Annotated in this window: 23 protein-coding genes; 13 read left to right on the forward strand and 10 right to left on the reverse strand. The window is 62.4% G+C overall.

Annotation, left to right across the window (positions count from 1 at the left end; translation table 11 throughout):
* Window positions 1–64: 64 nt before the first annotated feature.
* The 7 genes from BLW55_RS12085 to BLW55_RS12115 all read left to right on the forward strand — a co-directional run bounded on the left by BLW55_RS12085 (window position 65) and on the right by BLW55_RS12115 (window position 6,566).
* The gene (locus BLW55_RS12085; RefSeq protein ID WP_090328970.1) at window positions 65–829 is read left to right on the forward strand and encodes a M48 family metallopeptidase; all 765 of its coding nucleotides are present in this window, start codon (window positions 65–67) and stop codon (window positions 827–829) included.
* 248 nt (window positions 830–1,077) lie between these two features.
* Window positions 1,078–1,743 carry a phosphoribosylanthranilate isomerase gene (locus tag BLW55_RS12090; protein ID WP_090328971.1) on the forward strand — a complete coding sequence of 222 codons (666 nt, stop codon included), beginning with the start codon at window positions 1,078–1,080 and terminating at the stop codon, window positions 1,741–1,743.
* Window positions 1,744–1,753: 10 nt separating this feature from the next.
* Window positions 1,754–2,974 carry a tryptophan synthase subunit beta gene (trpB, locus tag BLW55_RS12095; RefSeq protein ID WP_090328972.1) on the forward strand — a complete coding sequence of 407 codons (1,221 nt, stop codon included), beginning with the start codon at window positions 1,754–1,756 and terminating at the stop codon, window positions 2,972–2,974.
* A gap of 2 nt (window positions 2,975–2,976) precedes the next feature.
* The gene (locus BLW55_RS12100; protein ID WP_007007162.1) at window positions 2,977–3,219 is read left to right on the forward strand and encodes a hypothetical protein; all 243 of its coding nucleotides are present in this window, start codon (window positions 2,977–2,979) and stop codon (window positions 3,217–3,219) included.
* 114 nt (window positions 3,220–3,333) lie between these two features.
* Window positions 3,334–4,173, forward strand: coding sequence for a tryptophan synthase subunit alpha (trpA, locus tag BLW55_RS12105; RefSeq protein ID WP_090328973.1), 840 nt, complete (start codon window positions 3,334–3,336; stop codon window positions 4,171–4,173).
* Between the two features lie 42 nt (window positions 4,174–4,215).
* On the forward strand, window positions 4,216–5,172 hold the full coding sequence (accD, locus tag BLW55_RS12110) for an acetyl-CoA carboxylase, carboxyltransferase subunit beta (RefSeq protein ID WP_007007160.1): 957 nt from the start codon (window positions 4,216–4,218) through the stop codon (window positions 5,170–5,172).
* A gap of 50 nt (window positions 5,173–5,222) precedes the next feature.
* A complete protein-coding gene (locus BLW55_RS12115) occupies window positions 5,223–6,566 on the forward strand; it encodes a bifunctional folylpolyglutamate synthase/dihydrofolate synthase (protein WP_090328974.1) in 1,344 nt (447 codons plus the stop codon).
* A gap of 89 nt (window positions 6,567–6,655) precedes the next feature.
* On the opposite strand, the gene BLW55_RS20810 is transcribed toward BLW55_RS12115, so the two are convergent.
* The gene (locus BLW55_RS20810; protein WP_177175068.1) at window positions 6,656–6,811 is read right to left on the reverse strand and encodes a hypothetical protein; all 156 of its coding nucleotides are present in this window, start codon (window positions 6,809–6,811) and stop codon (window positions 6,656–6,658) included.
* Between the two features lie 69 nt (window positions 6,812–6,880).
* On the opposite strand from BLW55_RS20810, the gene BLW55_RS12125 reads away from it, so the two are divergent.
* Both BLW55_RS12125 and BLW55_RS12130 read left to right on the forward strand, forming a co-directional pair.
* Window positions 6,881–8,845, forward strand: a complete 1,965-nt coding sequence (locus tag BLW55_RS12125) for an FG-GAP repeat domain-containing protein (protein WP_244509168.1) — start codon at window positions 6,881–6,883, stop codon at window positions 8,843–8,845.
* A complete protein-coding gene (locus BLW55_RS12130) occupies window positions 8,839–9,657 on the forward strand; it encodes a shikimate dehydrogenase family protein (RefSeq protein ID WP_090328977.1) in 819 nt (272 codons plus the stop codon). Before BLW55_RS12125 ends, BLW55_RS12130 begins: the two co-directional genes overlap by 7 nt.
* A gap of 2 nt (window positions 9,658–9,659) precedes the next feature.
* Here BLW55_RS12130 and BLW55_RS12135 read toward each other — a convergent pair whose 3' ends face one another.
* The 9 genes from BLW55_RS12135 to BLW55_RS12175 form a co-directional block, all read right to left on the reverse strand.
* Complete coding sequence (locus BLW55_RS12135) at window positions 9,660–10,484, reverse strand: shikimate dehydrogenase family protein (protein WP_090328978.1); 825 nt, start codon at window positions 10,482–10,484, stop codon at window positions 9,660–9,662.
* Between the two features lie 7 nt (window positions 10,485–10,491).
* Window positions 10,492–10,803 (reverse strand): TIM barrel protein, encoded by a 312-nt coding sequence (locus BLW55_RS21030; protein ID WP_090328979.1) that lies wholly within the window; start codon window positions 10,801–10,803, stop codon window positions 10,492–10,494.
* Window positions 10,804–10,808: 5 nt separating this feature from the next.
* Window positions 10,809–11,333, reverse strand: coding sequence for a sugar phosphate isomerase/epimerase family protein (locus BLW55_RS21035; protein WP_177175069.1), 525 nt, complete (start codon window positions 11,331–11,333; stop codon window positions 10,809–10,811).
* A 4-nt stretch (window positions 11,334–11,337) separates the two neighbouring features.
* The gene (locus BLW55_RS12150) at window positions 11,338–12,234 is read right to left on the reverse strand and encodes an ABC transporter ATP-binding protein (RefSeq protein WP_090328981.1); all 897 of its coding nucleotides are present in this window, start codon (window positions 12,232–12,234) and stop codon (window positions 11,338–11,340) included.
* Window positions 12,207–13,028 carry an ABC transporter permease gene (locus BLW55_RS12155; RefSeq protein WP_090328982.1) on the reverse strand — a complete coding sequence of 274 codons (822 nt, stop codon included), beginning with the start codon at window positions 13,026–13,028 and terminating at the stop codon, window positions 12,207–12,209. Before BLW55_RS12155 ends, BLW55_RS12150 begins: the two co-directional genes overlap by 28 nt.
* Before the next feature lie 76 nt (window positions 13,029–13,104).
* Window positions 13,105–14,106, reverse strand: coding sequence for an ABC transporter substrate-binding protein (locus BLW55_RS12160; RefSeq protein ID WP_090328983.1), 1,002 nt, complete (start codon window positions 14,104–14,106; stop codon window positions 13,105–13,107).
* A 50-nt stretch (window positions 14,107–14,156) separates the two neighbouring features.
* On the reverse strand, window positions 14,157–14,918 hold the full coding sequence (locus BLW55_RS12165) for an ABC transporter permease (protein WP_090328984.1): 762 nt from the start codon (window positions 14,916–14,918) through the stop codon (window positions 14,157–14,159).
* Window positions 14,919–14,926: 8 nt separating this feature from the next.
* Window positions 14,927–15,763: an IclR family transcriptional regulator gene (locus BLW55_RS12170; protein WP_007007151.1), complete on the reverse strand. Its 837-nt coding sequence runs from the start codon at window positions 15,761–15,763 to the stop codon at window positions 14,927–14,929.
* Window positions 15,764–16,106: 343 nt separating this feature from the next.
* A complete protein-coding gene (locus BLW55_RS12175) occupies window positions 16,107–17,021 on the reverse strand; it encodes a LysR family transcriptional regulator (protein WP_081784640.1) in 915 nt (304 codons plus the stop codon).
* 132 nt (window positions 17,022–17,153) lie between these two features.
* Here BLW55_RS12175 and BLW55_RS12180 point away from each other — a divergent pair, with 132 nt between their 5' ends.
* Genes BLW55_RS12180 through BLW55_RS12195 form a run of 4 tightly spaced genes read left to right on the forward strand, consistent with a single transcriptional unit; the run spans window position 17,154 to window position 21,481 of the window.
* Window positions 17,154–18,437, forward strand: coding sequence for a TRAP transporter large permease (locus BLW55_RS12180; RefSeq protein ID WP_090328986.1), 1,284 nt, complete (start codon window positions 17,154–17,156; stop codon window positions 18,435–18,437).
* A 29-nt stretch (window positions 18,438–18,466) separates the two neighbouring features.
* Complete coding sequence (locus BLW55_RS12185) at window positions 18,467–19,450, forward strand: TRAP transporter substrate-binding protein (protein WP_090328987.1); 984 nt, start codon at window positions 18,467–18,469, stop codon at window positions 19,448–19,450.
* Window positions 19,451–19,453: 3 nt separating this feature from the next.
* Window positions 19,454–19,999 carry a TRAP transporter small permease gene (locus BLW55_RS12190; protein WP_007007147.1) on the forward strand — a complete coding sequence of 182 codons (546 nt, stop codon included), beginning with the start codon at window positions 19,454–19,456 and terminating at the stop codon, window positions 19,997–19,999.
* Window positions 20,000–20,029: 30 nt separating this feature from the next.
* The gene (locus BLW55_RS12195) at window positions 20,030–21,481 is read left to right on the forward strand and encodes an N-acyl-D-amino-acid deacylase family protein (protein ID WP_025029726.1); all 1,452 of its coding nucleotides are present in this window, start codon (window positions 20,030–20,032) and stop codon (window positions 21,479–21,481) included.
* Window positions 21,482–21,605: the final 124 nt, after the last annotated feature.

Genomic DNA, 21,605 nt, shown 5'->3' on the forward strand with positions numbered 1-21,605 from the left:
GGCATCTCATTGAGGTGCCGTTTTCTTTGCGCGTTTTTCTCCACGAATCGCTTATCCTTCTCCAATGGCGCTTGGTTTCCTCAACAAGATGATCGGGCTGAAAGTGGCGGCTCCTCCGGCCGAGCGCATGCACCGCGTTGCCGGGCGCGAACTGCCGCTGCGCATTGTCGAAAATGCCAGAGCAAGGCGTCTCACCCTGCGCATCGAGCCGGGTGGGCGTGGGCTTCGCGTTACCGTGCCGCCAGGCCTCTCCCGCTCCCGCGAGGTTGAAGAGTTTCTTGACCGCCACACCGGCTGGCTTGAGGAAAAGCTGAAAAAACTTCCTGAGCGTCCTCTGGTCCGGCCGGGCATCAAGATCCCTGTGCGTGGTGTGCCGCATCTCATCGTGCACGATCCTGCGGGTCGGGGTGCCGCGCGGCTTGTCGTGCAGGAGGGGGGGCCTGTGCTCATTGTACCGGGTGATGGGGAACGCCTGCCGCGCCGGGTCGCCGATCTCCTGAAGCGCGAGGCCAAGCGCGACATCGAGGCGCTGGTGGCAAAGCATACCGCATCAATCGGCAAACGTGCCCGCGCGATCCGTTTTCGCGACACGAAGAGCCGCTGGGGGTCATGCACCTCCGACGGTGCGCTCTCCTTTTCCTGGCGCATCATGATGGCCCCGCCGCTGGTGATCGACTATCTGGTCGCCCATGAGGTCGCGCATCTGAAAGAGATGAACCACGGCGCCCGCTTCTGGAAGCTCTGTCGCGAGCTCTGCCCTGAAACCGATCGCTGCAGGGACTGGCTGAAGCGCAACGGCACCGCCCTGCAGGCCATCGGTTTCGAGTGACGTGCAGGCTGCACCGGGCGTTTTTCTGACGTCAGGTTCGCCTGATTGCTGTTGAGATGATCGCGCCAAGCGCCCTCGCCCTTCGACAGGCTCAGGATGAGGGCTACTTCGGCGTAGCCGCACGAAGCGACTGAAGAAACACGCCAGCATCTCAACAGCCCTCATCCTGAGCCTGTCGAAGGGCGAGGGCGCCTGGCGCGACCGCCTCCAGCCTCGACTCCGCCGCCATTTCGTGCCACTTCCCTGTTATGACACTCGACGTGAAAATCTGCGGGCTGAAGACCGAAGATGCCATGGCGGCAGCACTCGATGGCGGTGCGAGCCATATCGGCTTTATTTTCTTCGAGAAAAGCCCTCGCCATGTGGAGGCCGATACGGCTGCAAGCCTGCGAAAAGCAGCCCTTGGCCGCGCACAGGCTGTTGCCGTCACGGTGAATGCCGATGATGCGGGACTGGATGCCATCGTGAAGACGGTCCGGCCCGATATTCTGCAGCTTCATGGCGGCGAAAGCCCGGAGCGTGTCGCCGGGGTGAAAGCGCGCTACGGCCTGCCGGTGATGAAGGCGTTTGCCATCCGCGAGGCGGCCGATCTGGAGCGGATCGCGGCCTATCGCGGCGTCGCCGACCGTTTCCTGTTCGACGCCAAGCCGCCCAGGGGATCGGAGCTTCCCGGGGGCAATGGTGTGTCCTTCGACTGGCAGCTTCTGGCGGGCCTTGACGATACTGTCGATTACATGCTTTCCGGTGGCCTGAATGCGGCCAATATCGGTGCGGCTCTGAAAGCCGTGTCGCCGCGCGGAATAGACATTTCGTCTGGCGTTGAAAGCGCGCCCGGCGAGAAAGATCCGGAACTGATACGCGCGTTTTTCGCCGCCGTCCGGCTGGCGCTTGAAACCGACACGGCTCCGGCATGAGGAGAACGCCTTGAACAAACCGGCAGAACCCAATTCCTTCCGGATCGGCCCTGATGATGAGGGCATGTATGGGATCTTCGGCGGCCGGTTTGTGGCCGAGACGCTGATGCCGCTGATCCTCGATCTGGAAAAGCACTGGAACGAGGCGAAGGACGATCCGGCGTTTCGCGCCGAGCTCGAGCATCTGGGCCGCCACTATACGGGCCGCCCCTCGCCGCTCTATTTCGCCGAACGCCTGACCGAGCATCTGGGCGGCGCGAAGATCTACTTCAAGCGTGAGGATTTGAACCACACCGGCTCGCACAAGATCAACAATTGCCTCGGCCAGATCCTGCTTGCAAAGCGCATGGGCAAGACCCGCATCATCGCCGAGACCGGGGCCGGCCAGCATGGCGTGGCCTCTGCCACCGTGGCCGCCCGCTTCGGCCTGCCCTGCGTGGTCTATATGGGCGCGACAGACGTGGAGCGACAGAAGCCGAATGTCTTCCGCATGAACCTTCTGGGCGCCGAGGTGAAGCCGGTCTCGTCCGGCCATGGCACGCTGAAAGACGCCATGAACGAGGCGCTGCGTGACTGGGTGACCAATGTCGAGGACACCTATTACCTGATCGGCACCGCAGCAGGCCCGCATCCCTATCCCGAACTGGTGCGCGACCTGCAATCGGTGATCGGCACAGAAGCGCGCGAGCAGATCCAGGAGCTCGAAGGCCGGCTGCCCGACGCCATCGTGGCGGCAGTGGGCGGCGGCTCGAACGCCATCGGCCTGTTCCACCCCTTCCTTGATGACCGCCAGGTGGAAATCCACGGCGTCGAGGCCGGCGGACACGGGCTGGAGGGTGACGAGCACTGCGCCTCCATGACGGCGGGCCGCCCCGGTGTGCTGCATGGCAACCGCACTTATCTTCTGCAGAATGACGACGGGCAGATCCTCGACGGGCATTCGGTCTCTGCGGGGCTCGATTATCCTGGCGTTGGGCCGGAGCACAGCTGGCTGAAGGATACGGGCCGTGTGATCTATTCGCCCATTCTGGACGATGAGGCGATCGAGGCGTTCCAGATGACGACGCGTCTTGAGGGCATTATCCCGGCGCTGGAATCGGCCCATGCGATTGCCCATGCGATCAAGCTTGCACCCACCATGGGCAAGGACCAGATCATGATCGTCAATTTCTCCGGGCGCGGAGACAAGGACGTGCATACCGTTGGAAAGATGCTCGGCATGGAGATGTAAGCATGTTCGAAATCTATCGCTCCAAGCAAAACCTGCACCACTACGTGGCCATTCGCCAGGACGACGATAGGGAAAATCCGAAGGGGATAAGGGAGAGTCAAAACCTTGCTTTCCTGACCCATGTGGCCGATGACGGCGCGCCGCGCATCGCCTTCGACCCTGAAGAGGCGAAAAGCCGGATCGAGCGCGATGGCTTCTATGCCTTTGCCGTCACCATTGAAATCCGCGAACACGCTGAGGGATAAGCTGGTCGCATTGCATTGCCGCGTTCGTGATCGAGCGTAGAGGCCGCTGCAACCGCAAGGACTGCAAGACGGCGTGGGGGCGCCGCGCTGGACGTACGAGGACCCGGAACCATCATGACCACCCGCATTGACCGCCGCTTCGCGCGGCTGAAGGAAGAAAACCGCCCCGCGCTCGTGACCTATTTCATGGGCGGGGATCCGGACTATGAGACCGCGCTCTCGATCATGAAGGCGCTGCCTGCGGCGGGCAGCGACGTGATCGAACTGGGCATGCCCTTCTCCGACCCCATGGCCGATGGCCCGGCCATCCAGGCCGCCGGCCTGCGCGCGCTGAAGGGCGGGCAGACGCTGGCGAAGACGCTCCAGATGGCACGGGACTTCCGCAAAGACGACGACGACACGCCCATCGTGATGATGGGCTATTACAACCCGATCTACATATATGGGGTTGAGCGCTTCCTCTCCGACGCGAAGGAGGCCGGCATTGACGGGCTGATCATCGTCGACCTGCCGCCGGAGATGGATCAGGAGCTTTGTGTTCCAGCCATCAAGGCCGGGCTGAATTTCATTCGCCTTGCAACACCGACGACCGACGAAGAGCGGCTGCCGAAGGTGCTGGAGAACACGTCGGGCTTCGTCTATTACGTCTCGATGACGGGTGTGACGGGCTCGGCCCTGCCTGACACGAACAATGTTTCGGCGGCGGTTTCGCGCATCAAGGAACACACGGATCTGCCGATCTGCGTGGGCTTCGGCGTGAAGACGGCGCGTCAGGCCAGGGCGATTGGCGAGGCGGCGGACGGCGTTGTCGTTGGCAGCGCCATCGTTGCGGCCATCGCGCAGTGCTATGACGCGAACGGCAAGCGGATCGAAGACCCCGCAGAGGCCGTCGCAACTCTTGTGAAGGGGCTGGCGGACGGCGTGCGGGAAGCGCGCCTTGCTGCTGCCCGATAATTGGCGCATCCTCGGTATGCGGTAAGAAAAAAGGCATATGGAATGAACTGGATCACCAGCTATGTGAGGCCGAAGATCAACTCGATGCTCGGCCGCCGGGATATGCCGGAGAACCTCTGGATCAAGGATCCCGAGACCGGCGAGATGGTCTTTCACAAGGATCTGGAAGACAATCTCTGGGTCATTCCCTCCTCCGGTCATCACATGAAGATTTCCGCCCGCGAGCGGCTGAAAAGCTTCTTCGACGGTGGCGAATATGAGGCGCTGGAAAGCCCGAAGGTCGTCACCGACCCGCTGAAATTCCGCGACGAGCGCCGGTATACCGAGCGCCTGCGCGATGCGAAGGCCAAGACCAGTATGGAAGATGCCGTACTGAGCGGCGTTGGCCGTGTTCAGGGGCTGGAGCTGCTTGCCACGGTTCAGGATTTCGCCTTCATGGGCGGCTCGCTCGGCATGGCCGCCGGCGAGGCCATCGTTCGCGCTTTCGAGACGGCGGTGGAGCGCAGGCTCCCGCTGGTGCTCTATGCGGCCTCGGGCGGTGCGCGCATGCAGGAAGGCATCCTCTCGCTGATGCAGCTGCCGCGCACCACGGTCGCGCTCGACCGGCTGAAAGAGGCGGGGCTTCCCTACATCGTCGTGCTCACCAACCCCACGACCGGCGGCGTGACGGCCTCCTACGCCATGCTGGGCGATGTGCATATTGCAGAGCCGGGTGCGCTGATCGGCTTTGCCGGCCCGCGCGTGATCGAGCAGACCATTCGCGAAAAGCTGCCGGAGGGTTTCCAGCGCGCCGAATACCTGCGCGACCACGGCATGGTCGACATGGTCGTTTCACGGCTGGAGATGAAGGAAACCATCGCCCGTCTGCTGAAAATCCTCTTGAAGGAAAAGGCAGACGCCGCGCCCGATATGGTGGAAGACGAAGCATCGGACGACGCCGAAATGGGGCCGGTGCCCGTCGAGGCTGCGGAAGCGCCAGCCGAACAGCCGAAGGCATGAGCGGTTAAAAGTTTGCCGGCTGAAAACCCCACCCTTCGGGCAGGATTCTGATGACCACTCTCTCCGCCGAGCGGGAAATCGAGCGTCTTCTGTCGCTCCATCCCAAGGGATTCGACCTTTCGCTTGAGCGCATCACGCGCCTGCTCGAGCGGCTGGGCAATCCGCATCTGAACATGCCGCCGGTCATCCATGTGGCGGGCACGAACGGCAAGGGCTCGGCCACGGCCTTCGCGCGCGCCGTGCTGGAGGCGTCGGGCCGCATAGTCTACGTCCACACTTCGCCGCATCTGGTCAACTGGCACGAGCGCTACCGGCTGGGTGCGGAAGGCGGCGGAAAACTGGTCGAGGATGCCGTTCTGGCCGATGCCGTGGCGCGGGTGGCCGAAGCGAATGCAGGCGAAAAGATCACCGTCTTCGAGATATTGACGGCGGTGATGTTTGTGCTCTTCTCCGAGCATCCGGCGGATGCCGCGATTGTCGAGGTCGGGCTTGGCGGCCGCTTCGACGCCACCAATGTCATACCCCGACCTGCCGCCAGCCTGATCATGCCGATCTCGCTCGACCACGAAGCCTATCTAGGCGATCGGGTGGAGCTGATTGCCGTCGAGAAGGCAGGCATCATCAAGCGGGGCTGTCCGGTCGTCGTTGGCCAGCAGCCCTTCGATGCGGCGCGCGAGGTGCTTGTCGACACCGCGGAAAGACTGGCCTGCCCGCTCACCGTTTATGGCGAGGATTTCCTGGCGTTCGAGGAAAACGGCCGCATGATCTATCAGGACAATGATGGCCTGTTCGACATGTCACTGCCTCAGCTTGCGGGCCGGCATCAGATCGCCAATGCGGCGGCGGCCATCGCCACCGTCAAGGCGGCGGGCTTTCCCGTTGGCCTGCGTTCGGCCGAGGCGGCGATGGAGCGCGTTGTCTGGCCCGGCCGTTTGCAGCGCCTGCCAAAGGGCGCGCTTTCGGAACTCGGGCCCGAAGGGGCGGAGATCTGGATCGATGGCGGCCACAATCCCGGTGCCGGCGAGGCGATTGCCGAGGCACTGGCTTCGGAGGAAGACCGCTCGCCGCGCCCGCTTTTCCTGATCGCCGGCATGATCAACACCAAGGACCAGACCGGTTACTTCCGTGCCTTTGAGGGCATGGCCCGCCATGTCTATACGGTTCCGGTGGATGCGAGCGATGCCGGTGTGCCCAACGCCGAACTGGCGGCGCGCGCCATGGAGGCGGGGCTTTCGGCCGAGCCGGTTCATTCGGTGGTCAATGCGCTGAAGCTTCTGCGGGACACGCTGGATGCGGGCCGCGACGGCACCGAACCCCCGCCCCGCATCCTGATCTGCGGTTCGCTCTATCTGATCGGCGCGGTTCTCGCCGAAAACGGCACCCCGCCGCGCTGAAGAGACCTCATGAACGTCCATGCGGCCTTCGCTCTGCCAGAAGGCGGTGAAGGACGGGTCGAGGCGCGGCTCGCCCGACTGGCGCGCGGCTAGCAATATCTCCACATCGTCACTTTCGAATGCCAGTCTGGCAGTCGTGAGAGCCCACCGTCGTTGATGCGGCCGGCCAGCGTGACTGGCGCAGGCACCACCGGCACGCGGCCATTGATCGCGATCTTCGTTTCGTATCCATCAGCAGGTTTCATTTGCCGCGCACTATGATACGAAATGAAATTGGAATAGGATTCCAAAAACGGAGGAGAGGCATTTTGAGCGTGACCAGGTGGGAGGATGACGCGTCGGTCTGGACCGGCCCGTCCTATGTGGATCAGAGAATCGCCTATCACCCCGATGTCGGTTCGGCCCCGGTCGCAGGGCGCATCATCACCTGTGTCGATGTGGTTGACTGGGATGGCGACGGCGGTCGCGATCTGCTTCTGTCCAGCTGGGACACATGCTATGAGGGCCGCGTCTTTCTCTATCCGCAGATCGGCACGAAATCGGACGGCACACCGTTGTTGGGCCGCGAACGGATTGTCGAGGGTGTCCGTGGGTACGTCACCGCCGTACGCGATGGCGACCGCTTCCACCTCCTCTCCGTGTCGCGGATGCGTCGGCAGATTTACCTGTTCCCCAACATTGGCACCGCTCGCGAACCGCGCTTCGGCGATCCGGTGGCGCTCGACCTTGAGGCAGACTGGGTCAAGGGCAACGAATATTTCCATATGGCCCGCTTCCACGACATCGATGGCGACGGCGTTCCCGAGCTCGTTGTCGGCACCGATTCATGGGACGATTACTGGCCGAACGGCCTGGAATGGAACGATGTCGGCTATCGCGCCTATGATGCAGCGGGCCGGTGGCTTGGCGGGCCGCTGCGCGGTTTCCTCTATGCTTTCAAGAACACGGGAACACTGAGCGCACCGGAGCTCGGCCGCGGAAGACCGGTTCTTGCGGGCGAAACCCCACTGGAGGTCTATGGGCAATGCGCGCCGGCCTTTGGAGATTTTTCCGGCGGCGGGCGCGACGCCGTGGTTTGCGGCGAGTTCTGGAACATCCTGCACTTCGCGCGCCAGACCGGGCCTTTCGCCTTCGAGCAGCCGAGGCTGGTTGGCGATGCCGCCGGCGCCCCCGTGCTTCTGGATCAGTGCATTCACCTGCCCTGCGCCGTCGACTGGGACGGCGACGGGCGGCTTGATATTCTGGTTGGCGCTGAGGACGGCTATGTGACGTTCCTCCGCAACACCGGCACCGGTCCCGATGGGCAGCCGGCCTTTGAGAAGATCGGACGCGTGGAAGGCGTTGAACCTTCGATACATGCCGGCGTCCTGCCCTCGCCCGCCGCGCACGATTTTTCCGGCAATGGCCTGCCCGACCTCGTGGTCGGCAACAGCACGGGTGAGCTTCTGTTCTACGAGAATCTTGGCCCCCGGGAGGCCCCGGCGCTCGCACGGGAAGTCATGATCGAGGCGGGCGGAAAGCCGGTGCGCATTGCCGCCGGGCTAACGGGCTCCATTCAGGGGCCATCTGAAAAAATGTTTGGCTATTCCTGTCCTGCGATCGCCGACTGGGACGGCGACGGCTATCCCGACCTTCTCGTCAGCGACGTCAACGGCCACCACAATTTCTACCGTAATGACGGGGGAACGGTACCGCCCCGTTTTGAAGCGCCGCGCCCGCTGACATGGCAGGGCAGGCCGCTGAAGACGGTCTGGCGTGTGCGTCCTGCCGTGATCGACTGGCTGGGCAACGGCCAGCTTCATTATCTCGCGCTGGACGAAGACGGCCTGTTGTCGGACTTCCGCCGTGCGTCAGACACCGAGCTTGCCGATAAGCGGCATCTGCGGTGGGAAGACGGCTCAAAAATGCGTTTCACGCAGGATGTCGGCGGTGGTCGCGGACGGGTGAAACTCTGCGCCGTGGACTGGACCGGCGATGGCCGGATCGATCTCGTTATCGGTACGCATGCGCGCGCCTCCGTGCCGCCCGGCCCCACCGGCCAGCCGCGCAACACGACCGGCCAGGCCGGTATCTTCCTGCTCGAGAACATCGGCTCCAATACCGAACCGGTCTTCGCCTTCCCGAAAGCGTTCAGGTTTCGCGGTGAAACGATCCAGATGGCCATGCACGTCGCTTCGCCCGAAGCCGTCGACTGGGACGGCAGCGGCGAGCTCGGCCTGCTGGTCGGCGTTGAAGACGGCAGCCTTGTGTGGCTGAAGCGGGAGGATCTCTCATGGTAGCCCCGGGCATCACAGTCGATGGATCGACGAAGATCATGGGTGTCATCGGCGACCCCATCGCGCAGGTGATGACACCGACGACGATCAACCCGATCTTCGCGGCCCGCAAAGTCAACATCGTGTGCGTACCGCTGCACATAAGCGTTCATGAGCTCGACACGGCCTGGAAGGGGCTCAAGGCACTTGGAAACCTGATTGGCTTCGGCATCACCCTGCCGCACAAGCAGGCGGCAATGACGCTTTGCGACAGTCTTGAACCACTCGCCGAGCGAGTCGGGGCCGTCAATCTCGTGCGGCGGGAGGCCGATGGTTCCTTCAGGGGGTATCAGTTCGACGGCAAGGGGTTCGTTCGCGGTCTGAAAGGGCAGGGCCACACGCCCTCTGGAAGCCACTGCCTCATGCTCGGCGCCGGCGGGGCCGCGATAGCAATAGCCTTCGCGCTCGCTGAGGAAGGGGCCGCATCGCTGACCATCGCCAACCGTACCCATGCCAAAGCCGAGGAGTTGGCAGAGGCCGTGAATCGAAAAATGGGCCGCTCCTTCGCGCGCGCCGGGGACCCCCGGCCCGAGCCCGGCCAGATCGTCATCAACGCAACGTCGCTCGGTCTTTCAGCCAGCGATCCTCTGCCCTTCGATACAGACCTTGTCGACGGGACGATGCTGATTGCGGAGGTGATCGCCAAGCCTGAAGTGACGCCGTTTCTGGAAGCTGCCCGGGCGCGTGGTGCACAAATCCATTCAGGCATTCATATGATCCGCGGGCAGGTGGACCTCATTGCCGCCCACATGGCCGAGGCACAGGCGAAGGTCTGACTTCAGAGCGGCGTTCCGGCCTCTAGTCCGGCCGCAAAGCCGGCGATCAGTGCGATCTGGGCCTCAAGCATGTCGCGGCCATCGCTTGTTGCCGCGCCACGCTGGCGGGCCAGCGTCAACAATTCCGTATCGCGCGCCAGCGCCGCGATATCGGCTACCAGCATTTCCGGCCCCAGATCATTGAGATCGACAGGGAAAGCCTCTGCGGATTTCAAACCGACCGGCGTTGCGTTGATCAGGACGTCGATGCCCGCCAGATCGCAGGAACCCCGCTGCGCGACCGGTGCGCCCATCACGCGATTGACCATGTCGACGGTGAATTCAAGCGCGTCGTCATCAACATCGATCACCGCCAGCCGGCCGATCTGCTCGCCAGCGAGTGTGTGCGCGATGGCGCGCCCCGCGCCACCGGCGCCGACGAGCATAACCGACGCGCCGGCGAGACGGTCGCGATTAACGGCAAGTCCGCGCACGAAGCCCAGCCCGTCGAAAAGCGCGCCATGCATGGAGCCGTCGCCCCGGCGCTGGATGGAGTTCACCGCGCCGACAGCGGCGGCGGCGGGGGTCAGCTCGTCGCACAGGCGCGCGGCTGCGATCTTGTGCGGCACCGTCACGCCAATGCCTGCGACATTGTCCATCGCCGCAAAAACGCGCCAGGCGGCCTCCAGGGTTTCGCCGGTCACATGGAACGGAACGGCATAGAGATCGATCCCCTTTGCCGCGAACATCGGATTGATGAGGGTGGGTGTCTGGACCTGAGTCACCGGGTCGCCGAACACCGCATAGATGCGCGAGGCGCCTCCCAGATTTGGAATACTGTCGCTCATGATCCGGTCATCCTCCCGAAAAGATGCTCCGGCACCGCGCGAGCGCCGTGTCGAGGACAAGATCGGGGTCTTCCGCCCACCATCGATCCGAGAATATCTCTATCTCGACAGGGCCGGCATAGCCGGCAGCCTGCACCTGACGCCACATTCCGGCCAGGTCGATGATACCGTCGCCCATCATGCCGCGATCACGCAGGACATGCCGTGTCGGCACCAGCCAGTCGCTGACATGGAAGCCCAGTATCCTTCCGGCTGCGCCGGCGCCGGCGAGTTCTGTCTCCAGGCGTTCGTCCCACCAAATGTGATAGGCGTCGGCCACGATGCCTATCCCCCGCCCAGCCGCTCGCAGAGAGTGTTGGCGTGACTGAGGCTCAGGATCACCGCGCGGTCGCCAGCGACCATGGGATGCAACGGCTCCAAAGCCAGCGTCATTCCGACCGCGCGCGCGTGGTCGAGAAGCTCGCCGAGTGCGTCTTCGGTTTGTGCCCGCGCGCCGGAGAGATCGCGGCTGCCCTCCATGAGCCCACCGGAAAAAACCAGAACGTGGTCCGCTGCAAGTTCGGCAGCCATGTCCACCGCGCGCCGCGCGCGGTCGAGACATTCCGTTCGCGCCGCAGCTCCCGCACCCAGAAGCGGTCCCGCCCGATTGAAGCCGAATGTGGAAATGCCTGTGCGGGCCAGTATCCGGCGGGCTTCTTCAAGGCCGACCTTGTCGATCTCATCGCCCCACAGGGACGCGCGTGACAGACCACGCGCGGCGCATCCTTCAAGGAAGGGTTCAAGACCCCACCTCTCGCGAACGGTCGCTTCATTGAACACGAATTCAGGCAATTGCGACGTTTCAACCATGACTCTAGAATTTGTAGACGCCAAGTTTCTCGAATATCCGATAGATTCTTTCGGCATATTTCGAGAACTCGGGATACTCGCCCAGATGGGCCGGGCGCGGGCGCGGCAGGTCGATGACGATCTCCTCGACAATCGTGCCAGGGCTCTTCGACATCACCAGAACACGATCCGACAGGCCGACCGCCTCCTCGATGGAATGGGTGATGAACAGCACCGTCTTGCGCGTTTCAAGCCAGAGCATTTCCAGATCGTGCCGGATCTGCGTTCGTGTGATCGCGTCGAGCGCGCCAAATGGCTCGTCCATCAACAGCATTGAGGGATCGTGAACCAGAGCGCGCGCAATCGAAACGCGCTGGCGCATGCCGCCGGAGAGCTGCCACGGATAGCGGTTTTCCGCCCCCGAAAGGCCGAGCCGCTCGAAGAGAGCGTCGGCACGCCCCCTGAGCGTGGCCCTGTCTAGCCCCCGGATTTCCTGCTGCAGCATGACATTGTTGATGGCGGTGCGAAAATCCAGGAGCAGGTGATCCTGAAAGACGATGCCGATCTCCGAAATCGGAGCGGTGAGCGGCTTCCCGTCAATCTCCACCGAGCCAGCGCTCGGCGGCTCCAGTCCTGTCACCAGGAGCATGGTCGTGCTCTTCCCGCACCCTGACGGACCGATGATGGAAACGAACTCTCCCGGCTTGATATCCAGATCGATGGGCCCCAGCGCGTGGAATGCCGTGTCTCCACTGCCGAAGACCTTTGTCAGCCCGCGCGCATTGATCGAGGCGCCCGCAGCGCCTGCGTTGCCGGCTGGATGCGCCAGACCGGAAGGAGTTCGGGTTTTCATGTCTGCCTTCGTCATGTCCTTCATTGTCGCCTTGTGCGGGTTCAGTGTCTGGACCACGGCATCAGCCATTGCCCGATAATGCTCATCGCACCGTTGAAGATCAGCGCGACGATCGCCGCAGCCACAAGCCCGGAGAACATCAGTGTCATGTCCATAAACGCCGAGGCGCGCACGATCATGAAGCCCAGCCCTTTGTTTGAGGCGATGAATTCGGCGATGATGACGCCCTCGACCGCCTTCACCACGCCGATCCTCATGCCAGAGAAAATATGCGGCATTGCGGCCGGCAGCCGGACCTTCCAGAAGGTCTGCCACGGGTTCGCTCCCATGGACCGCGAAATGTAGAAGAGCCTCCGGTCAACCAGTCGGAAGCCCGACATGGAATCGACCAGAACCGGAAAGAAGCTCATCAGGAAAACGATCAGCGCGGCAACCAGCGGGCCTATGCCGAACCAGATGATCAGGATGGGGCCGATCACCGTCTTTGGCATGATGTTGAGAAACACGATAACCGGATAGAGTCCCCGCTCCAGGGCGCCGACTGAAACGATTGCCAGCGCCAGCGGGATTGCCACCAGCACGCCAAGGGCGAAACCTTCCACGATTGTGAGGGAGGTCCAGAACGCGTGACCGGCGATCAATGCCCTGTCGGTGTAAAGCCGTGCCAGGAAATCCGACGGTTTGGGCGCAAGCCATATGGGCACTTCAAAGAAGCGAAGCGCGGCCTCCCACAATCCAAGCAGCAACAGCACCGCCACCGTCCCGATCAGGATGGAAGAAAAATACGAACCGCCGAATGCCGCCATGAGACGCGCACGCGTTCCCGTTTGTGCTGGCGTGATGGCAGAAGCTGTTTGCGACATGCCTACGAAACTTTCCGCGTGAGATTGATGCCCGGACGCCCTGTGCGCCCGGACAGGATCCTGCGACCAACCAGCCTCAGGGGCAGGTCACCGGCGTGCCCGGCAGATAGTCGAGCGTGTAGTAATCCGTCACCGGCTTGGTATCGGGAAGGTTCATCGCCGACGTCATGACGCTGTACATCTTTTCCCAGGTTTCAGCGTCCGTCACGCCAATGGCGTCACCGGGACCGCCGGGACAGACCGATGCAAAGCTGAACTTTGCCGACTGAAGGAGGTTCTCCTTCGAATGCGCCGTCTCCGGGAAAATCTCGAGCAGGGCGTCGACTGCGGCTTCGGGGTCCTTCATGGCTTCCTGCCAGCCCAGTGCCGTCGCTTCGACAAAGCGCTTGTAGACATCCGGACTGGCCTCGAGCTTGTCCTCACGCGCCACCAGGGCGAGGCTCGCGATGGGAACGCCGTTGTTGTAGAAGTACATATTGCCGGCCTCGATGCCCTGCGCAGCCAGCGGCACGACGATGTTTTCCGGCGTTTGCGACACCGCATCGACCTGCTTGGATGTCAGAAGGCCGATAAAGGCGCTTTCCGCTGCCGAGACGATCTCCACCTGAGATTCTTCGATGCCGTTGGCACGCAGGAAAACCGGAATGAGCGGCAGCATGGCCGATCCCGGAGAGACCGCCAGTTTCTTGCCGACAAGATCCTTCGGTTCCCTGATGCCGGAATCGGCCAGATACTGAATGCCGAACTGGCCGGATTTCCAGATGGTTGCGATGATCCTGATCGGCGCGCCCTGCGCAGCAACATTGAGCGTTGCGCCGGTGTCGGCATAGCCGAGCTCCGTCTGCCCGGTCGCCACGAGCTGTGCGGCTACGGCCGATCCGCGCCCCTCCGTCAGGGTGACTTCCAGATCATGGTCCTTGTAGATGCCCCTGGCCTGGGCCACCGCGAATCCGAGATGCGCGGAATCGGCCGTCCAGTTCATCTGCATCTGGAGCTTGTCCTGCGTCAGCGCGGGAATGCTTCCTGCTAGCAGTGCAAGCATTGCCCCTGCCGCCACATGCCTCAATTTGAACTGCATTCCTTCCTCCCTTTGTTTATCCTGATACCTGTTCCTTGATCACGAACCGGTCAGCGCCGCCGCCAGGGCAGCAATATCCTTTCGGCCAGTTCCATCCCCCAACTGAGCAAAACGCCGATCATCGAGCCGACCACGAGTACGGCGAAGATCAGCGACGTGTCGGAATCGTCCATCCCCCTGAGGACCAGATACCCGAGCCCGTTCTGCGAATTCATCCACTCGACGACGATCACCACCGTGACCGCGATAACGACAGTGATTTTGAACCCGGAAAAGATGCTGGGCGCGGCGGACGGCAGCTCGAAGAGCCGGAATGTCTGCCACCATGACGCACCGACCGAGCGGCTGAGGTAATACTGCCGGGGATCGATGGACTTGAATCCGGTGACGCTGTCGACCAGAATCGGAAAGAAGGTGATCAGCGCGGTAAGCATTATCTTCGGGAAATCCGCGAACCCGAACCAGACCAGCATGAGCGGTGCGAGCGTGATCTTCGGCAGGCCCTGAATGAACACGACGAGCGGATAGAGCACCTGCTCCGCGAGCCGGAATTTCGCAATCAGATAACCGAGTACGACACCGGGAATTGCTCCCGCGACGAAGCCGTAGATGATCAGCCGTGTCGTCACCAGCGCGTGATAGCCGAGCCTCTGATAATCCTCGAAAAGGCGCGACAGGAATTGCGACGGTGCCGGCAACACGTAAACCGGCACATGCAGCGCCCGGACCAGCACCTCCCAGATGAGCAGCAGGCCGGCGAACCAGAGGACCGGCTCCAGAGAACGCTGCAATATCGAAATGCGCCGCATCATCTTGTGTCTCAAACTTCCGCCGGCGCATGCGGGCGCGGTGCCGCCATGACAGGCTTGTAACCGCGCTGACGGCTTCGCAGAGACCAGATTTCGGCAACTTCGGCGGCGGCCCTCTTCAGGGCGGTCGCCAGCTCATCGTATCGATCGGGCGTGATCCGCACGAGGGGGCCGGCAACGCTTATCGTACCGGCGACAGGCGCTTCCGGCCCAACCCCGTTGAAGAAGGGCACCGCCACAGCGCCCGTTCCTGCCTCGGCCTCCTCGACGGAAGTTCCGTATCCGCGCTCGCGCGTTTCGACGAGCCGAGCACGGAACTCATCGACATTGGTCGCGCTGTTGGGGCCCAGAGGCCGCCGCGCGCCGAAGCCGCGGGCGCATACAATGCGCAACGCCTCGGATTCGGGAAGTGTGGAGAGCCAGGCCTTGCCGTTGGCTGTGGCATGCAGAACGATCTCCTGCCCCATCTCGGGATCGTAGCGAAGGCCCGTGACGGCACCCTGCGCGCGGGCGACCCAGACGAGATCCTCGCCCTCGACGATTGCCAGCCGGCAGTACTCACGTGTCTCGCGCGCCAGCTTGTCCAGAACGGACTGAACCACATCGGGCACCGCGCGGACATCGAGATTGCGAAAGGCGAGTGTGCTCATGCGAAGCGAAAGCGCATAGCGTTGGGTTCCACTGTGCTGCAGCACCCACCCATGCGAGACGAGTGTCGTCAGCGTGCGGTGAACTGCACTTGCCGGCATGTCCAGCCGATTGGCGAGGTCCGTCAATTCGATCGGTTCACGCTCGCCCGCAAGGGCCTCCAGTATCGTTAGACAGCGGTCTACAGCGGCAACGGTCAACCATTCCTCCCTAGTCTAGAGCAGCTTATACAACATTTGATTCCAAATTGGAATAGAATTCCATTTTGGTGAAGTCGTGCAGACATCACGGCATCCGTCCTGGATATTCGACCGACCACACGATGCTGATCTGCCAGATATCCCAACCGGCGCAAAGGTGGAAAGCGAGATGCCGGTCTGGGCCGGTCCATTCTGTCAACGCCACTGGTCTGGGGTTGAGGTTTACAGATCCCCTGGGACAAGCGGCTTCTGAAAGCGGCTGTCAGCGAAGGCAATCCCGTCTCCGGCGCCGATCTCAAAATTCCCGAACCAACACCTTTGGCTGGAGCTAAGAGTCTTAACTCTAGAACTGCATCTTGCCTGCCTGCCAGTCGGCGAGCATTCCCCGCATTTCCTTCAGGAAGAGCTGGCTGGCGACCTTGCTTGCCGTCGCCCCCATGGAGATCGACTGGATATCGAGCGGCAGGTCGGGCTCCAGCGGCAGTGTCACCAGTCCGTCGAGACCGTGAAAGGCGGCGGTGAACTCGTCGACTACGGCGGAACGCTGCATCGCCAGAACGAGATGGGGTACCGAGACCAGTGTGTTGCCCGTCACCGTGTTGTCGAAAGGCAGCCCGCGCTCCAGAAGCGCCTCGTTCAGCACACGTCCGATGGGGCCACGCGGGGTCAGCCCCAGCATCGGCACGGAGCTGAGATCCTCAAGCCTGACACGGTCCAGCCGCGTCAGTGGGCCGTCCTTTGGGCTGAGCACCACCAGACGGCCACGCCCCAGCGGCTCCGTGGATATATCGTCAGCCTGAAATCTGCCGATGACGAGCCCGACATCGACCATGCCCGCACGTATCGCCTGAACCTGCTGCTGTGCGGTGCCCACATCCACGGCAACGCGCAGGCCCGGCATCGCATCCAGCACCCTGCGGAGTGCGGTGGGCACGAAATAGGGCGCGAAAAGCCCGACCGACATTACCAGAAGACGTGTGCCGACGCCCTTTCGCAGCGAGTCGATGCGTCGCTCCAGCCGGCTGATCCCGTCATAGAGAAAACGGCTCTCATTGTAGATGGCGTCCGCCTCGACGGTCGGGATCACACGCCCCTTGTCGAGCACGAAAAGTGTCAGGCCGATGGCCGCTTCGAGGTCACGCAGATGGCGGCTGACTGTGGGTTGCGACAGGTTCATCTGCCGCGCCGCTGCCGTGATCGACTGCCGCTCGTAGACCGCGCAGAAAACCTGCAAGCGCTGCAAAGTCAGTGGTTTCACGGCCGCGTAACCTCCCCGTCTTTCCGCCATCCCATAGATATATACTATGGAATAGTGAAATCTTTTCTATTTTCTATTGCAAGCGCTTTCGCCAGATTTGTGTGAGCCATCGGGGAGGGGAACCCAAGAGCAATGCAGGCGCCGCTTATCATCGCATTCACCGTTTTCGGCCTCATGGCCGGCGCCGCCATTGCTTATGTCATTGGCGCTTCCGCGATCCTGACCTTCATTGCCGCAGACCGTCAGATGTATATGGCGGTGCTGCCCCAGCGGCTTTTCAGCCAGCTCGATGTGTTCGCCTTTCTTGCCATGCCGCTGTTCATCTTCGCGGGCGACCTGATGAACCGTGGTGGTCTGGCAACCGCGCTGATCGATTTCTGCATGTCTTTCCTCGGACGCCTCAAGGGTGGCCTGGGCCATGTCAACGTGATGACCTCGGTGTTCTTTGCCGGCGTATCGGGATCGGCTGTCTCCGACGCCGCCGCACTCGGCAATTCGCTGGTGCCAGAAATGCGCCGACGCGGTTATTCGCTCGACTACGCAGCTGCGATCACGGGCGCATCCTCGATCATCGGCCCGATCATCCCGCCCTCGTCCATCCTGATTTTCTATGGCGCGCTGATGGAAACGAACGTCACCGCGCTCTTCGCCGCAGGCATTCTGCCCGGACTGCTTCTGGCCGGCGTTCTGATGGCGATCAACGCCTATTACGCCCACCGCGACAACCATCCCGGCGGCCCGGGCGAAGACGTGCCTGCGTTCTTCCCCTCGCTTCTGAGGGCCCTGCCCGCCATGACCCTGCCGGTGATCATTCTCGGCGGCACGCTGTTCGGCTTCATGACGCCGGCTGAAGCGGCTGCAGTGGCCGTGATTGCGGCTCTGGTGGTCGGTTTTACCCATGGCAATCTCACCTGGAACCAGGTGGGCGCAAGCCTGCACCGCACGGCGGTGATGCTCGGCGGGCTGTTCATCATCCTGTGCGCGATCTCGACCTTTTCTTACATCGCCGCGCTTCTGCAATGGCCACAGGCCATCAAGGCGACGGTGGAAGACTGGAACCTGAGCCCGCTGCAGTATCTGATGCTGATCAACCTGATCTTTCTGGTGGCCGGCATGGCGATGGATGTGAAGGCCGCCGTGGCGCTGTTCGCCCCGATCTTCGCACCTGTCGCAATCGCCATGGGCGTCGACCCCGTGCATCTGGGCATCGTGATCTGCTTCAACATCACCACCGGCCTTCTTTCGCCGCCGCTCGGAGGGGTTCTGCTGATCCTCGCCACCACGGTGCGCATGAACTACTGGCGGCTGATACGCGCCACCCTGCCCTTCTTTCTGGCCGAAGTCGCACTGCTGCTGGTGCTCACCTATTTCCCGGAGATTTCTCTGACCATTCCACGCCTTTTGGGGCTCGCCTGACGAAAAACGAAATAAAACGGAGGAGAAAAATGAAGTTTTTACCCAAAGCCCTCGCCATTTCGGCGCTTGCGCTCATGACCGCCGCTGCACAGGCCGCTGACATCAAGATCGCGATGAACGGCGCCGACGATACGGCGACCAACCCGGAAGCAGCCTTCGCCCACGGCTTTGCCGATGCGCTCAAGGGAACCGAATTCGAGGTCTCCATCTTCCCGTCCGGCACGCTGGGCTCGGAAAAAGAGCGTTTCGACCAAGTTGCCCAGGGACTTCTGGAGGTCAATCTCGCCGCCCTTTCCACCGGGTTCGGCATGTCGCCACTGATGAAGGGCGTACAGCTCCCGTTCTTCTTCGAGAACCGCGAACAGATCGACGCCGTGCTTTCTGAAACGGACATGCTTGAGCAGATGAACGGCCCGCTTCTCGACAACGGCGTGCGTTTCGTGGACGTCAATTACATCGGCATGGATATCGGCATTCACAATTCCAAGAAGCCGATCTCCAGGGTCGAGGACATGTCCGATCTGCGCTTCCGCGCGCTCAACAGCGAGCAGATCGCACTGCAGGAGGCGCTGGGCGCGACCGGCACGATCGTCTCCTGGTCGGAAGTGGCGAACGCCATCCAGACCGGCGTCGCCGATGGCTATTTCAACCCGCCGAACTCGGCCATCCGAACCGGCCACACCGAGTTTCTGAAGCACTTCACGCCCGCCGATATCACGCCGTCCTCGCGCATCGTTCTGATCTCGGAAGACTGGTACGCTTCTCTGGGCGATGAGGAAAAAGGCCAGATCGATGCAGCCCTCGCAGCCGGCAAGAAAGCCAACCGTGACTGGGTCAACAACTGGGCCAGCGAAGTGCGCGCGAAGCATGAAGCCGCAGGCGTGACCATCACCGAGCTGGCCGAAGGCGAACGCGAAAAGATGGCCGAGCTGGCGCGTGCCACCTGGGCAACGTCTCTGCCCGACGACCAATTGAGCATCTGGATTAAAGCCCGCGACTCCGTCGCAGACTAAGCAATGGCCACCCCCATGAAACACATCGCCAGATCCGTCATCCACATCAGCAACGGGCTCAATCGTCTGGCCACAGTGATGGCCGGCGTGGCACTGGTGATCCTCGTGGGGGCCGTCATACTGCAGGTCCTGGCGCGCTACGTGTTCAACCAGCCGCCGGCCTATACCGAGGAACTGGCCCGATACGCAATGATCTGGGCCGGCCTCATGGGGGCCACGATATCGTTCAAGCACCGGTTCGATCCGGCGCTCTTCACCGGTGAAGGCTCACGGAGGGCCCTTCTCGGGTTCGCCGCCGCACTGATGAGATCGGCCGTGGTTCTGATCTACCTACTGCCGATCCTGTGGTACGTGTTCTATGGCCCCAACATGAATCCGGCGCGCGGTTTCCTGCTGCGCCACAGCCGCACTATGGCCGACGCGCTGCCCTTCAGCACCTTCTGGGTCGCCGTGGCCGTTCCGATCATGATCGTCTTCATTCTCGTTCATCTCGCCGCCCGCTGGTGCGGCGATAACGGCGTGCCGCCAGCGGACAGCGACGCCACCTGACCTTCGACGCAACAATACAGGAGCCTTCCCATGCACGCTGATCTCATCATCCGCGGCGCAGACATCATCGACGGTACAGGTGCCCCCCGTCGCAAGGGTGATGTGGCCGTCTCCGATGACCGCATTGTCGCCACCGGCGACCTGAAGCACTGGACGGCCGGACGCGAGATCGAAGCAATTGGCCGCGTCGTCGCACCCGGCTTCATCGATCCGCATGTGCACCATGATGCTGCGATGCTCACCCAGCCCGACATGGAGTTCATGACGTCGCAGGGCGTCACCTCCGTTATCAACGGCAATTGCGGTTTCTCCATCGCACCACTGGTGCCGAAGGGCGAGATCCCGGCCCCTCTGCGCATGATCATTGAAGATGAAGCGCTGCGGTTTGAAACTTACGCCGCCTATCGCGACCGGCTTCTGGCGGAACCGGCAGCAGTCAATGCAGCCTGTCTGATCGGACATTCCACGCTTCGCGTGAACGAACTGCCCGACCTGAACAAGGCCGCCGATGCAGCACAGCTGAAAGAAATGTGCCGCAAGCTCGACCGTGCGCTCGGCGAAGGTGCAATCGGCCTTTCCACCGGACCATTCTACCCGCCCGCCCGCGCCTCTACGACCGAGGAGCTGATCGAGGTGGCGAAGATCACCCAGGCCCATGGCAAGCTCTATGTCACCCATATGCGTGACGAGGGCGACCGCGTGGTTCAGGGGCTTGAAGAGACCTTCACCGTGGGGCGTGAATCCTGCTGCGGCGTGCATGTCTCCCATCACAAATGCGCCGGGCTTGCCAACCACGGCATGTCGGTCACCACGCTGAAGATGATCGATGATGCGATGCAGGAGCAGGATGTGGGCCTCGACACCACGCCGTGGATTGCGTCGTCGACCATCCTCGATTCCGGCAGGCACAGGCAGGCGACCCGTGTGATCGTTGCGGAAAGCATTCCCTATCCGCAGATGGCGGGCCGAGACCTCTCCGACATCGCCGAGGAATGGGGCACCGACATTGACACCGCGCTCCAGAAGCTTCTGCCCGCGACCGGCATCTTCTTCATCATGAGCGAAGACGATGTTCAGCGCATCTTGTCCTACGAGCACACGATCATCTGTTCGGACGGCATCCCGAGCGGCAAGCATCCTCATCCCCGTGTCTGGGGCACGTTCCCGCGCGTGCTTGGTCACTATGCCCGTGACCTTTCGTTGTTCTCGCTGGAAGAGGCCGTGCGCCGCATGACCTCCATGCCGGCCGATCGCTTCGGGCTAGGCGGTCGGGGACGGATCACCGTCGGCGGCTTTGCGGATCTCGTCATATTCGATCCCGACACCATCGCCGAAGGTGCAACCTTCGAGACGCCGATCCGCCCGGCGGTGGGCATCGACCGGGTCTTCGTCAACGGGCGCGAGGTCTGGGTCGATGGGCAGAAAACCGGCGCACGACCCGGTCGCCCCCTCGAACAGACCGCCCCATGCATGGTGGTCTGATGGCAATCGCATCAGACGCCAGAGTACCAGAACTGCAATTTGCTTCAGCGTCTGATCCCCGGGGAAGGAATTCAGACATTTGTGGGAGTGTTTTGGTAGAAGCTGCTGGCCTCAAATCAGGGTA

The organism is Nitratireductor aquibiodomus, from assembly GCF_900105565.1.
Lineage (GTDB): Bacteria > Pseudomonadota > Alphaproteobacteria > Rhizobiales > Rhizobiaceae > Nitratireductor > Nitratireductor aquibiodomus.